The organism is Microbacterium sp. HMWF026, assembly GCF_003061325.1.
Classification (GTDB): Bacteria; Actinomycetota; Actinomycetes; order Actinomycetales; family Microbacteriaceae; genus Microbacterium; species Microbacterium testaceum_E.
On the sequence record NZ_QAJB01000135.1, the window covers coordinates 1 to 13,323 of the forward strand.

At 71.3% G+C, this 13,323-nt stretch carries 7 protein-coding genes; 3 read left to right on the forward strand and 4 right to left on the reverse strand.

All coding sequences use genetic code 11. The features are described from left to right. The first annotated feature begins 250 nt into the window (after positions 1 to 250). Both DBR36_RS05990 and DBR36_RS05995 read left to right on the forward strand, forming a co-directional pair. The gene (locus DBR36_RS05990; RefSeq protein WP_108318006.1) at positions 251 to 1,474 is read left to right on the forward strand and encodes an ROK family protein; all 1,224 of its coding nucleotides are present in this window, start codon (positions 251 to 253) and stop codon (positions 1,472 to 1,474) included. A gap of 94 nt (positions 1,475 to 1,568) precedes the next feature. Then, positions 1,569 to 2,855, forward strand: coding sequence for an alpha-amylase family glycosyl hydrolase (locus DBR36_RS05995; RefSeq protein ID WP_108318007.1), 1,287 nt, complete (start codon positions 1,569 to 1,571; stop codon positions 2,853 to 2,855). A 67-nt stretch (positions 2,856 to 2,922) separates the two neighbouring features. Here DBR36_RS05995 and DBR36_RS06000 read toward each other — a convergent pair whose 3' ends face one another. Both DBR36_RS06000 and DBR36_RS06005 read right to left on the reverse strand, forming a co-directional pair. Then, positions 2,923 to 3,573 (reverse strand): response regulator, encoded by a 651-nt coding sequence (locus DBR36_RS06000; protein ID WP_108318008.1) that lies wholly within the window; start codon positions 3,571 to 3,573, stop codon positions 2,923 to 2,925. Further along, the gene (locus DBR36_RS06005) at positions 3,570 to 5,207 is read right to left on the reverse strand and encodes a sensor histidine kinase (protein WP_308810940.1); all 1,638 of its coding nucleotides are present in this window, start codon (positions 5,205 to 5,207) and stop codon (positions 3,570 to 3,572) included. Before DBR36_RS06005 ends, DBR36_RS06000 begins: the two co-directional genes overlap by 4 nt. A gap of 192 nt (positions 5,208 to 5,399) precedes the next feature. Here DBR36_RS06005 and DBR36_RS06010 point away from each other — a divergent pair, with 192 nt between their 5' ends. Further along, positions 5,400 to 6,926, forward strand: coding sequence for a CitMHS family transporter (locus DBR36_RS06010; RefSeq protein ID WP_108318010.1), 1,527 nt, complete (start codon positions 5,400 to 5,402; stop codon positions 6,924 to 6,926). A gap of 70 nt (positions 6,927 to 6,996) precedes the next feature. On the opposite strand, the gene DBR36_RS06015 is transcribed toward DBR36_RS06010, so the two are convergent. Together DBR36_RS06015 and DBR36_RS06020 are read right to left on the reverse strand one after the other, a co-directional pair. Continuing rightward, the gene (locus tag DBR36_RS06015) at positions 6,997 to 8,649 is read right to left on the reverse strand and encodes a DUF4832 domain-containing protein (RefSeq protein ID WP_146185249.1); all 1,653 of its coding nucleotides are present in this window, start codon (positions 8,647 to 8,649) and stop codon (positions 6,997 to 6,999) included. Between the two features lie 255 nt (positions 8,650 to 8,904). Beyond that, positions 8,905 to 13,323: family 43 glycosylhydrolase (locus tag DBR36_RS06020; protein WP_258222587.1), on the reverse strand; the 4,419-nt coding region annotated here is incomplete at its 5' end.

Sequence of the window (13,323 nt, forward strand, 5' to 3'; positions counted from 1 at the left end):
TCTCGCGCCCGTCGGCGGAGCACCCCGCGAGCAGACCCGCCCCGAGCACCCCCACCGCGGCCGCGGCGACCCACCGTCTTATCGCCCTGGTCTTCGTCGACACCTGGTTCCTCCTCCGCCGCACTGCGAATATGTTGTATCGGCGACTAAATCTAGTCGCCAAATCAATGTCGTGCAGGCAGTATTGCATCGGACCGCACAGCGGTCAAGAGTCGCCCGCACCCGTGAACGAGGAGGTCGGAACGTGCCGATGGATGCCACGACGACACCGTCTCTGCGCCGGCACAGCCTCGACGCGGTCCTGCGTCTGGCGTGGTCGACCGACGCCTTCACAGCCAGCGACGTCATCGCCGGGGTGGGACTGACCCGCTCCACCGCGATCGACGTGCTCGACGAGCTGACCCAGCGCGGCCTGCTGAACGAGATGCCGAACGCGCGGGCCGTCGGCGAGTACTCCAAGGGGCGTCCGGCGCGACGCTTCGGCTTCCGCGCCGACGCCGGGGTCGTGGTCGGCGTCGATGCCGGTCGCGGACACATCACCGCCGCCGTCGCCGATCTGCGCGGTGACGTGCTCGCGACATCGCGCCTGACCGTCGACCCCGAGCGCGATTCTCCGGACCGACGGCGACGGGCCGCGGAGGCGACCGTGTCCGCCACCCTCACGCGCGCGCAGCGCACCCGCGCCGACATCGTCGCGATGTGCGTGGGCGTCCCCGCGCCCGTGGACCGGGACGGCCGCTCCCCCGTGCACTACGACCGGTTCTGGGAGCGCATGAACCCCGGTTTCGTCGACAGCTTCGCGGCCTGGTCTCCCATCGTCCGTGTCGAGAACGACGCGTCGTTGGCCGCGATCGCCGAACGCGCGCGGGGCGCGGCCGTCGGCTGCGACGACTTCGTCGCCCTGCTCGCCGGTGAACGCTTCGGCGCCGGCATCCACCTCGACGGGCGCCTGCTGCGCGGCAAGCACGGCGGAGCGGGAGAGACCGTGGCGTTCGACCGCGTCGAGGGCGTCGGAAGCGCCGAGGGGCTCGCGCCCCGGTGCGTCGCCGCCGCGCACGCCGCGCGCGCCGCCGGGACACTGCCCCCGGACAGTCCGCTGCGCCGCCTCGCTGCGGAGGAGGTGGATGCCAAGACCGTGCTCGATCTGGCCGCGTCCGGCGACGAAGGCGCCCTCGCCGTCGCACGCGAGGTGGGTCCCGCTCTGGCCGGCGTCGTGGGCATGTTCGGCAGCCTCTTCGACGTGGACCGCGTGATCGTCTCGGGTGCCATCGCCGCCGGGGCAGCCCCCATCATCGCCGCCGCGCGCGATGCACTCCCCCGCGCTCTCGACCTGCCGGCGCCCGCCATCGTGGCGTCGACGCTCGGCGCCGACATCGTCTCGATCGGCGCGGTCGCCGCCGCCGTCGACGCGGCGCGCGAGAGGGCGCTCGACCTCCCGGCCTTCGGCTTGCCCGCCGCGCGCTCGCGGGCCTGACCCGCGTCCGCCTCCGCGGCAAGCCCCGCTCGAGCGGGCCCGGCTGCGGATACCGTCGAGGTGTCCGGGCCGACCCCCGGCCGCAGGAGGATCCATGCCCGCGTGGCCCGAACACGTCATGTGGTGGCACGTCTACCCGCTCGGCTTCGTCGGCGCGCCCATCCGCGACGGCGTCGACCCGGATGCCGAGGTCGTGCACCGCCTCAATCGGCTCGAGGCGTGGCTCGATCACGTCATCGGGCTCGGCCTGAACGGTCTGCTCCTGGGGCCGGTTTTCGCCTCCGAGACGCACGGCTACGACACCGTGGACCATTTCCGCATCGACCCCCGGCTCGGGGACGACGGCGACATCGACCGCCTGCTCGCCGCGGCGCGCCAGCGCGGCATCCGCGTGCTCTTCGACGGCGTGTTCAATCACGTGGGCCGCGCTCACCCCGCCTTCCGCTCGACGACCGACAAGACCTCGCCGCTGATCCGCGGCCGCTGGATCGACGGGCGTTTCGAGGCCGACGTCTTCGAGGGCCACGACGCCCTCGTCGCCCTGGACCATTCGTCGCCCGCGGTCGCGGATCTGGTGGTCGACATCATGTGCCACTGGCTCGAGCGCGGCATCGACGGGTGGAGATTGGATGCCGCCTACGCGGTGCCGACCGCGTTCTGGGCCGACGTGCTCCCCCGCGTGCGCGAGCGCTTCGGCGACGCGTGGTTCCTCGGCGAGGTGATCCACGGCGATGCCGCGGACATCGTGCGGAGCTCGACGATGGACGCCCTCACGCAGTACGAGCTGTGGCAGGGCATCTGGCACGGCATCTCGGACGCGAACCTGTTCGAGCTGAGCCACGCGATCGAGCGGCACGATGAACTGCTCGCGACCTTCGCGCCGCAGACGTTCGTCGGCAATCACGACGTCACCCGCATCGCCTCCGCGGTCGGCCCCGACCTGGTACCGCACGCCTTGGCGGTGCTGTTCACGGTCGCCGGCACGCCCTCGGTCTACGCGGGCGACGAGTTCGGGTGGACCGCGGTGAAGGAGGAGCGCGAGGGCGGCGATGACGCGGTGCGGCCGGAGTTCCCGGCATCCCCCGCCCAGGTGCACGACGTGGACGAAGCGATCCTCGAGGCGCATCGCGCGCTGATCGCCCTGCGCCGCCGCAAAGCCTGGCTGTGGCGCGCCCACACCGACGTGATCGAGGTCGCGAACACCGCGATCGCCCTGCGCACCGCCATCGGCGACGACGCCGTGGTGGTCGCCCTGAACATCGGCGACGACCCGGTCACGCTTCCGGCCGCCGACGCCCGCGAGCGTGTCGCGGGCGACGGGAACCTGATCGACGGGCGCGTCGAGCTCGGGCCGCGCGGGTGGGCGGTGTTCGAGGCCTGAGCCCGTGCGCCCGGTCGATGTCGACGGGCTCGACGACTCCGCGCGCTCCGACGCCTGAGCCGCCGCGTCAGCCGCCCGCGCGGAAGCGGTGCTCGGGCCGCCCCGTGCTGCCGTAGCGCAGGCCCACCTGCACGACGCCCCGCTCGGCGAGGGTGGTCAGGTGACGCTGCGCGGTGGCGCGCGAGACGCCGATGCGTTCGGCCACCTCGGCCGCCGAGGCCTCGTCCGTCCCCAGCGCGGCGAGCACGCTCTGCTCCGTCGTCGACCGCGCCAGCGAGGGGCCTTCACGCTCTCCGCGCATAACGGATGCCGCGCGGTCCACGTCGTCCTGCGACAGGGGCCGCCCCGCGGCGAGCAGGTTGCGGTAGCGCGCGAAGCGGTCCAGTCGCTCGGCGAGCACGCGGGTGTCGAACGGCTTGACCAGGTAGGCGAGGGCCCCGGCCGAGAACGCGCGGCGCACGGTCGCGGCATCCGTCGCCGCCGACAGCACGAACGCGTCCACGTCGAGGGAGCGCACGAACTCGATCCCGTCCCCGTCGGGCAGGTAGACGTCGGCCAGCACCAGGTCGGGGGCGTGCGCGGCGACCGCGGCGCGCGCCTCGCCGATCGTGCGCGCGGGCTCCAGGGCGACGAACCCCGCCCGCGCCGCGACCGCGTCGCGGTGCAGTCCCGCGACACGGAAATCGTCGTCGACCACCAGAACCCGGATGCCGCTCACGCGCCCTCCCCCTCTCGAACCGTCTCGTCCACCCGGCGTCGCACGCCCGGCAACCGCGCGGCCACGACCGCGCCGTGCCCCGCCCCGCCCGGGTCGACGACCCACACCTCGCCGCCGCGGCGTCGCGCGAACTCCCGCGAGAGCGGCAGGCCGATACCCAGGCCGTGCACGGCGTCGACGTCGTCGCCGCGCTCTCGCGGCGCGAAGATCGCATCGACGTCGGCGATGCCCCCGCCCGAGTCGGACACGGTCACGACGACCGCGTCGGCATCGTCGAGCACGCTGACCTCCACGGCGCGGGGTGGCGGCGCTGATGCCGCGGCGGTGACCGCGTTGTCGATCAGGTTTCCGAGCACGGCGACGACGTCCTCGACCTCGTCGATCGGGGTGCGCGAGAACGTGTCGTCGGCGATGCGCAGGACCACCCCGCGCTCGCGGGCCGACAGTGCCTTGGCCCCCAGGAACGACTGCAGCATCGCGTCGTCGACGAGCTCGATGCCGGGCACGGCCCAATCGACGGACCCGCGGTCCACCAGATCGGCGAGGAAGGCGCGCGCCTCGTCGACGCGTCCGGCGTCGAGCAGCCCCACGGCGGCGTGCAGACGGTTGGCGTTTTCGTGCCGCTGCACGCGCAGCGCGTCGCCCATCGCGCGCACGCTGTCGAGGCGCCCCGACAGCGCCATGACGTCGGTGCGGTCGCGCAGCACGGCCACCCGACCCAGGGTTCGCGCGCCGCGGCGGACCGGGCGCACGTCGACGAAGACGACCCGGTCGCCCAGGGGCAGGCCCCCGGAGGCGCCTACCCGTGAGAGGGCGACGGTGACCGCCGGGGGCAAGCCCAACGCATCGACCGGGCGGCCCACGGCATCCGTGATCCCCAGCAAACGCTCTGCCGCGGTGGTGCACACGCGCACGATCCCGGCGTCGTCGCACGCGAGAACGCCCTCGTCGGCCCCCTCGAGCACGGCGGTCTGCGTCTGCACGAGGGCGACGAGCTCTTCGGGCTGCACCCCCAGGGTCAGGCGCTCGAGGCGGCGACGCATCAGCAGGGCGACGACCGCGCCGATCGCCACGGCGAGCGCGACGGCGACCGTGATGCCGCCGACGAGCGCGGGGAGGTCGTCGAAGACGCTCGCCCGCTCGAAACCGACGCTCACCTCGCCCACCGGCGCGCCCCCGTCCGGCGGGTGGATCGGCACCTTGGCGCGCGCCGACTCCCCCAGCGTGCCGGTCTCCCACGTGACGACCTCGCGACCGGCCAACGCGTCGGCGAAGCTCGTGCTCACGACCTGCCCGAGGCGGTCCGGATCGGGGTGGGCGAGACGGATGCCGTGGTCGTCGGTGATCACCACGAACAGACCCTGCGTGCGGTTGGTCACGTCGGCGGCGTACTGCTGCAGCGCTCCCCCGCGCAGGTCGGAGGCCGCGGGGGTACCCGGATCGGCGGAGTACGCGGTCACGAGCTGGCGGACGTCGGGGGCCTCGGCGACGGAGCGGGCGATGTTCAGCGCCGACGAATCGGCCTCGGCTTTCAGCTGCTGCACCCCCAGCCAGGCGAAGACCGCCGTGCACACGGCGACGACCACGAGCTGCGTGGCGACCTGGACGACGAGCATCCTCGTGGCGAAACGCACGCGCACCTCCGGGGCTCGGCATCGTCGACGTGCGGGGCGGAGCCCGCGAACGCGTGCGCGAAATGCGCAGAACACACGGTACGCGCACAACACCCCTCAATGCGAGCAAGCGCGCGCGGTCCATCCCGGCCTGCGTAGTGTCACCGCATCGACGGCGCGTCCCGTGCCGGCATCCCCGACGAAGGAGTCGCGATGACCCCCTTGATCCTCTCGGCCGAAGCGGTCGAGTACGCGGTGGCCTATACGCCCGCCGACGGCGTGCTCGTCGCCCTCGGCTTCCTCATGGTCCTGTCGTTCATGGCGCTGATCATGACCCGCCGCATGACCCCCATGGTCGCTCTGATCGTCGTGCCGACGATCTTCGGCCTCATCGCCGGCGCCGGCTTCGGCCTGGGCGACATGGTGATCGACGCGATCGGCAAGATGGCCCCCACGGCCGCTCTGCTGCTGTTCGCCATCATGTACTTCGGCATCATGATCGACGTCGGACTCTTCGATCCGCTCATCCGTGTGATCACGCGCTTCCTGGGCGACGACCCGGCCAAGATCGTGCTCGGTACGGCGATCCTCGCGGGAGCCGTGTCGCTCGACGGCGACGGATCCACGACCTTCATCATCACCACCTCGGCGATGCTGCCGCTGTACCTGCGCCTGGGCATGAGCCCGGTGGTGCTGACCTGCGTCGCGGGTCTGATGAACGGCACGCTCAACATCGTCCCGTGGGGCGGACCGACCGTTCGCGCCGCGACCGCCCTGGGCCTGCAGCCCACCGACGTCTTCGTGCCGATGATCCCCTCGCTGCTGGCCGGCCTGGTCGTCGCGCTCGCCTTCGCGTGGTTCCTCGGCCTGTCCGAGCGCAAGCGTCTCGCCGGTTCGATCGACACCGCCAAGATCGACGGCCCCAGCGGCTTCGGACGCCTGGGCGCCCCCAAGATCTTCCGCGGCGCAGAGCACAAGCCCGGTGCCCTCGCGTCGCTGCGCACCGGCAACGTGGTCACGGTGCGCGGCGGCCAGGGCGCCGTCGCCGCCCCGCAGCTGGTCGAGGCCGCCGACACGGCGATGGCCGACACCATGCTCGACCCCAACCGGGCAACGCTGCGCCCCAAGCTCATCTGGTTCAACCTCGCCCTGACCGTCGCGGTCATGGTGCTGCTGGTCATGGACCTGTTCCCGCTGGCGTTCGTGTTCATGGTCGGGGCCGCCCTCGCCCTCATCGTGAACTTCCCCAAGCTGCGCTCGCAGGCCGATGAGATCGTGGCGCACGCTCCGAGCATCGTGGGCGTGGTGTCGATGGTGCTCGCCGCCGGCGTTCTGGTCGGCGTGCTCAACGGCACGGGTATGGTCACCGCGATGGCCGACTGGATCACGCAGGTGATCCCCTCGTCGATGGGTCCCTTCCTCGCGGTCATCACGGGTGTCCTGTCCATCCCGTTCACGTTCTTCATGTCGAACGACGCGTTCTACTTCGGCATCCTCCCGGTGCTGGCCGAGAGCGCGGCGAACTACGGCATCGCACCGGTCGAGATGGCCCGCGCCTCGATCACCGGTCAGCCGGTTCACTTGCAGAGTCCGCTGGTGCCGGCGATCCTGCTTCTCGTGTCGCTCGCCGGGGTCAACCTCGGCGACCACCACAAGAAGGTCCTGTGGCGCGCGACGGTCGTGTCGCTGGTCATGCTGGCTGTCGGCGTGCTCGTGGGGGCGGTGCCGCTGCTCGGCTGAGTCGGAAGCGACGAAGGACGGGGGTCCGGATGCCACGGCATCCGGGCCCCCGTTCTCGTCGGCGTCTGCGCTACGACGGCGTACGGTGCCGCCGCCCGCGCGTGATCGCCCCGAGCGCGGCGCCGGCTGCGAGCAGGAGTCCCCCGAGCGCGGCCGCCATCGTCGACGAGGACGCGGCCCCGGTCTCGGGCAGGCGGTCGACGCTCGGCCCGGGGCGCCCCGCGGGGGTCGCCGAGGCCGCGGGAACGGTCGCCGGACTCGCCGCGGACGAAGGGGTGATGCCGCCGACCCTCACGACCTGGCCCAGATCGTTGCGGCCGGTCGCGGCATCCCAGGTTCCGAGATTGGCCGCGCGGATCGCGTATCGCGGATCGGCTGCGATCGACGGCTCGGGAGCGGGCAGGGCGAGCGCCACGCGGTACTCGCCCGCGGGCGCCGCGCCGAGGGGCACCTCGAGCGTGACCTCGGTTCCCGGCGCCCACGCGCGCGCGTCCGCGTTCACCGGTACCGTGATGTCTCCCGCAGCTCCCGTGAGCACGATCTGGACGGGCCGAGGGGTGTAGGGCGCAGCCCACCCGTCGTTGCGCAGCGTGATCGAGACCGACGCCGCCGCGCCGTCGACCACGCGCGAGCTCTCGAGCACGAAGCGGTACCCCAGCCGGCGCGACACCTCGGCGAGGTTCTGTCGCCCCCAGGAGTCGAGCACGTCGCGATCGAAGTCCTCGTTCAAGAAGCTGTAGTGGTACCTCTGCAGCTCGGCCGCAGCCGACGGCCATTCGGAGCGCGGTGCGTTGACGGCGCACGTCTCACCGCCCATCGGGACGAACCGCGTCTCTTGCGCCAGATAGTCCTGGTCGAGTGAGAGCGGGTCCGAGACGAAGGTGCCGAAGTCGTCGGGGGATGCCAGGAAGCAGTCGTTGTGGTGGCCGATGCGCGCTGCGTCCGAACCGCCGAAGGCCTCGACCTCGCTCAGGGCGCCCGCCAGGCCGCTGGGCCGGCCGAGGGCCTTCTGCTTCGTCTGCATCGTGCGCACCTGCACGCCCCGGTCCGCGGGCAGAGCCGCCAGAAGAGCCTCGAGCACGCGCGAACGGTCAGCCCAGTCGGCGTCGGTCACCACCGACGGGTCGGCGGGATCGGCGACGAAGTAGTCGGTGTAATACCCCTCGCCCCAGAGCCCGATGAAGCCCTGCTGCACCGCGGCGATGACGTCGGCGTCAGCGCGCAGAACCGGGGTGAGCTGAGCGATGTGCGCGAGCACGCGCTCCACGGGTGCGTCGCCGTAGGGCGGAGCGGGGGGCATGGCACCGCCCTGCGCATAGGCGAAACGCAGGATGACCGAGACGCCCGCCGCGCGCGCGGTGGCGAGATCGGCGTCGAGCGCGGCGAGCACGGCGGGGTCGAGATCGGCATCGACGTAACGCTCGAGGTACACCACCCGCAGGACCTGCGTGACGCCCTCGGCGCGCAGCCTGGTCAGCTCGGCCGGATCGAGGGGCGTCCATCCCGTCCCGTCGGGGTAGGAATGCGTCTCGGTGTGGTGGTACCAGCCGCGGGCGGGATTGGCGATGACGGACGGGTCTTCGGCGTAGACGACCGTCTGCTCTGCGGATATCGCCGAGGCCGTCGAGATCGGACCGACGGCGACGGCGACGACGGCGACGACGGCGGCGAAGAGCGATCCGAGCATGAGAGCGCCGACGCGGGCGTGGGATGGGAAGGTCACGCGGGTCTCCTCCGCCGTCGAGACCGCCGGGAACACACCGGCGACCCCGCATCGTCCCACCATCTCGACAGACCCGGCTCTCCCGCGCCGGCGAGACATCACGGGTGAAGCGCGCGATGCACGGCACTCCGCTCGGGTTGACCTCTCGCGTGCGGTCGGACACGTTGCGTCAGTTCACCCACTCATTCACCCGAAATGACAGCGCCGGCGTCGCACCCCCGTGGAGGGTGCGACGCCGGCATCGATGTCAGCGGATCACGCCGCGGTGCGACGCGGGCGACGCATCGCCCACAGGGCTCCGCCGGCGACCAGCAGCGACGCCGCGAGCAGGCCGGCACCCAGCGGTGCCTGCGCGCCGGTGGCGGCCAGCTGGCCCTTGGCGACGACCGTGATCCCGAGGTGCGGGAGCTCGGTGCCGTCGGCTCGGAACACGACGATCGAGTGCGCACCCGCGGGCAGGTTGCCCGGGATCTGCACCGAGAACGTCACGCGTCCGTTGGCGTCGGCGGCCGGAATCCCCGCGATGCGGATCGGGTCGCTTCGCAGCTCCGCCCGGATCTGCTCGCCGGCCTGCAGACCGGTGACGGTGACGATGACCGTCCCACCGCGCTCGACCGTCGAGGTCGAGGCCGTGACGACCGGGCCCGTCGACGCGGCCGAGGGCGAGGCCGACGCGGTCGGGTTCACCGTCGGGCTGGCCGTCGGGCTCGCGGTCGGGCTCGCCGTCGGGCTCGCGGTCGGGCTGGCCGTCGGGCTGGCCGTCGGGCTGGCCGTCGGGCTCGCGGTCGGGCTCGCCGTCGGGCTCGCGGTCGGGCTCGCCGTCGGGCTCGCGGTCGGGCTGGCCGTCGGGCTCGCCGTCGGCTGGGGCGTCGCGGGCACCTCGCGCGGGGCGACACTCGTCAGCGTCGGCGTCACGGGCTGGAACAGTCCGTCGGCGCCGATGGTGACGCGGTCGATCGTCGTCTCGCGGTTGGTGCCGTTGCCACCGGGGATCGCGAAGCGGTGGTAGGCGATGTACCACTCGTCCGTGCCGGGCACGTTGATGATCGAGCTGTGCGCCGTGCCGAGGATGCCCTGCGACGGGTCCTTCTGCAGGAGCAGGCCGTGGAAGGTCCACGGTCCGTTGACGCTCGTGGACGTGGCGTATCCGACGCGGTAGTCGGGCGAACCGGTGTCGTCGATCGAGTACGTCAGGTGGTACAGACCGTCGCGGTAGTTCATGAAGAGCCCCTCGCGGAAGTCGGGCAGACCATCGATCCGCTTGATCGTGCCCGCCTTGATGCTCTTCATGTCGTCCGCGAGCTCACCGTAGACGGGGCTGCCGTTGCCCCAGAACAGGTAGTACTTGCCCGTCTGGGGGTCCTTGAAGGCCGCCGGGTCGATCGCCTGACCGCTGTTGACGCTCTCGCCGTTGGTGATCATCGGCTGCGCTTCCGCGGTGAACGGCCCCTCGGGGCTGTCGGCCACAGCAACACCGATCATCTTGCGATTCGCGTTCGGCTCGTGACCGCTGAAGTAGAAGTAGTACTTCCCGCCCTTCTCGGTGATGGTCGGCGCCCACGCGTTGCCGGTCGCCCACGGAACGTTGCCGTTGGCGCCGTCCAGGGTGAGGAACGGCTTGTCCGAACGCGTCCAGTCGACGAGGTTCTTCGACTTCCAGACGTAGAAGGTGTTGCCACCCCAGCCCGGGGTGCCGTCGGTCGTGGCGTAGATGTAGTACGTGTCACCGAACACCGCGATGTTCGGGTCGGCGTACAGCCCCGGCAGCACCGGGCTCTTCATCTCGATCGCCTTGAGCGTCCACACCACGTCCGCCTTGCCGTCCGTCTTGAGCGTGACCGTCATGGGCGTGCTCAGGTTGCGGACGGTGCCGGATGCCGGGGTGGCCGTCGTGCCCGTGGCCGTTGCGAACGTCGGACGCAGCGTCGTCAGGTCGGTACCCGGCTTGACGGGGAACGTCACGGTGCGGTTCGCGGTGTCGACAAGGGGAGCGACCTTGAGCGCCGTGGGGTCCTGCAGACTGATGTTGCCCAGGATCTCGGGGTTCCCCGACTGCTCGACGACTTCCTGCGGGCTCAGCGCGCGGTTGTAGAGCGCGAAGTCGCGCATCTGACCGCGGAAGAGGTTGTCGGCGTTGTACACCGACTTGCCCAGGTAGTTCGCCAGGGTCGAACCCCCGCCGATGTCGCCGGGACGCACAGTCACGTTGGTGTTCTCGGCGACCTGCTGGCCGTCGAGGTACAGGCGGGCCGTGCTGCCCTGCAGGGTGTAGGTGAGGTGGACCCACTGGCCGCGCGGCAGAGCCGCTCCGGCCGTGGCGTTCTGCTCGCCCGTCCAGTTGCCCGTGGTCAGGGCGCCCCGGTACTGACCGTCACCCGTCGAGAACAGGTAGCCGTTGCCCTCGCCGTTGCCCCCGGTGTTGCCGAACCCGTAGAGGAAGTAGGGGTTCCGCTGGGCGGGGTCGATGCGCAGCTCGGTCTCGACGGTGAAGTCGTTCATGCCCACCAGGACGTTGTCCGGCAGATCGACGTAGTCGTTGGTCCCGTCGAAGGTCAGCGCGCCACCGGCGAACGTCGCTCCGCCCTGCACCTGCGCGTCACGTCCCGCTCCCGAGCGGTCGCGGAGAACCGCGCCGGGCGCATCGGTGAAGTCGTAGTGCAGGATCTCCCCGTTCGCGTTGGCCTGCAGCGGCTGCGGCAGGTTGGCGCGCAGCGCGGCGAGCTCGGCTGCCGTCACCGGCATGACCGTTCCGTGGCGCGGGCTGGCGGGCAGACGGTAGGTGGCCGGCACCTGCCAGTTCGGGTTGGCGATGTCGGTGGTGGCCAGCGGGATGTATCCGCGTCCGCCGTACTCGTCGACGAAGAGGTAGTACTTGTCGCCGTTGACGTCGCCCGGGTTGGCCTTGAAGATGCTGGGACCCTCGACCGCTCCCGTACCGGCGTTGCGACCGATGCAGGAGGTGACGCTCTTCCACTGGTCCAGCGGCGCCGTGAGCACGGGTGAGCTCTCCTGGATGATGTCGCTGCACCCGGTGGTGCCGGCGCCCTCGTCCTTGGTGAAGCGCTGGTAGACGCCGTCGGCCTTGATGACGGTGGAGTCGATGCGCGACATCCCGTCCTGCCAGATCTTCGTGTCGCTGAACGTCACGAAGTCGCGCGTGGTCGCGTACAGCATGCGGTTGTAGCTGTTCGTGGTGTGGTTCGGGTCGTTCTCGGGGTAGAGCTGCGAGGCCCAGAACACGACGTACTCGCCGAGCGTCTCGTCGTAGTACGCCTCGGGCGCCCAGGTGTTCCCGGCCGTGTCCGGCGAGACCTTCACGTGGCGCTGCGCGCTCCAGGTGACGAGGTCGTGGGACTCCCAGACCTCGAGGTACTTCGAGCCCTGACGCTGCGCGCGACCCCAGTCGCCGTTGCGACCGATCGAGAGGTCGGTGGCGATCAGGTAGAACGTGTCGCCCTCGGGAGAGCGGATGAGGAACGGGTCGCGCAGGCCCCTTTCGCCGAACGTCGACGTGAGCTTGGGCTGTCCGCCGTTGAGCTCCGTCCACGACAGGGCGTTGTTGCCGTTGCTCGCCGCGAAGTAGATGTTCTCGCCCGCGACGGAGTTCCCGGTGAAGTAGGCGAAGGTGTACCCCTCGAACGGGCCGATGTCGGCGGCCTTGCGTACCGCGGCAGAGAACGTGCGCTTCTGCGTGGTCGCGTTCTTGGTGACGGATGCCGTCAGCTCGACCGTCGTGTCGGCGTCGGGCCGCGTCACGGTACCGTCGGCCGCGATCACGTCGCCGTTCGCCGAGGTCCACGTGACGGGCAGCCCCTGGGAGCTCTTCGGCAGCGTGAGGTTGCCGCGTACGTCGTCGATGTTCGTGACGGTGAGGGCCGAGAGGGCGCTCGCGACCGCGGCACCGTCCTCGGGGGTCTTCACCAGACCCTGTACCTGCGTGGCGCTCAGGGCACCGTCGTAGAGGCGGAAGTCGCGGATGCTCCCGGCCAGAAGGTTGTCGAGACCGTAGTTCGAGCGACCGAGGTAGTTGCTCGTCGTCTTGCCCCCGCCGATCGCTCCGGGCGTCGACGTGACGGCGCGGTTCTCGGCGACCTGCTGACCGTCCACGTACAGGCGTGCCGTCTGCGTCGGGGCATCCAGGGTGTAGGTGACGGTCTTCCACACGCCGCGTTCGAGATCGGCTCCGCTGCGCGTCTCCTGCTCGGTGGTCCAGTTGCCCAGCGCGATACCGGCACGAGCCGGGTTCCCCGTCGAGAACAGGTACCCGTCGCCGACGTTGTCGGTCGTGTTGCCGAGACCCCACAGGAAGTAGTTGCCGGCCTGCTCCGCGCGCACGATGACGTCGGCGCTGACGGTGACCGAGGTGAGCCCCTGGAGAACATCGTCGGGGAGCTTGACGTAATCGTCGACGCCATCGAGGCGCACGCCGTCCGCGCCCGCGAGGGTGGGGCCGCCGACGAGCGTCGCGTTCTTGTCGTGGCCGGACGTATCGTGCGCGACCGTTCCACTGGTCTCGTCCAGGGGGTACGAGAGCACGAGCTGCGGGTCGGTCTCGGCGGCACCGGCCACGAGCGGCGCGGTGAGCGGTGCGGCCACCAGGGCGGCGACGACCGGAACGGTCAGCGCCCACAGGGGCGTGCGGCGTGGGGGCGCCGCGGAGGGAGTGAATGGCAC

Bases quoted from the DNA above. Each gene is read 5' to 3' on its own strand.
- DBR36_RS05990 (WP_108318006.1), top strand. From the start codon at position 251: ATGGATGCCACGACGACACCGTCTCTGCGCCGGCACAGCCTCGACGCG.
- DBR36_RS05995 (WP_108318007.1), top strand. From the start codon at position 1,569: ATGCCCGCGTGGCCCGAACACGTCATGTGGTGGCACGTCTACCCGCTC.
- DBR36_RS06010 (WP_108318010.1), top strand. From the start codon at position 5,400: ATGACCCCCTTGATCCTCTCGGCCGAAGCGGTCGAGTACGCGGTGGCC.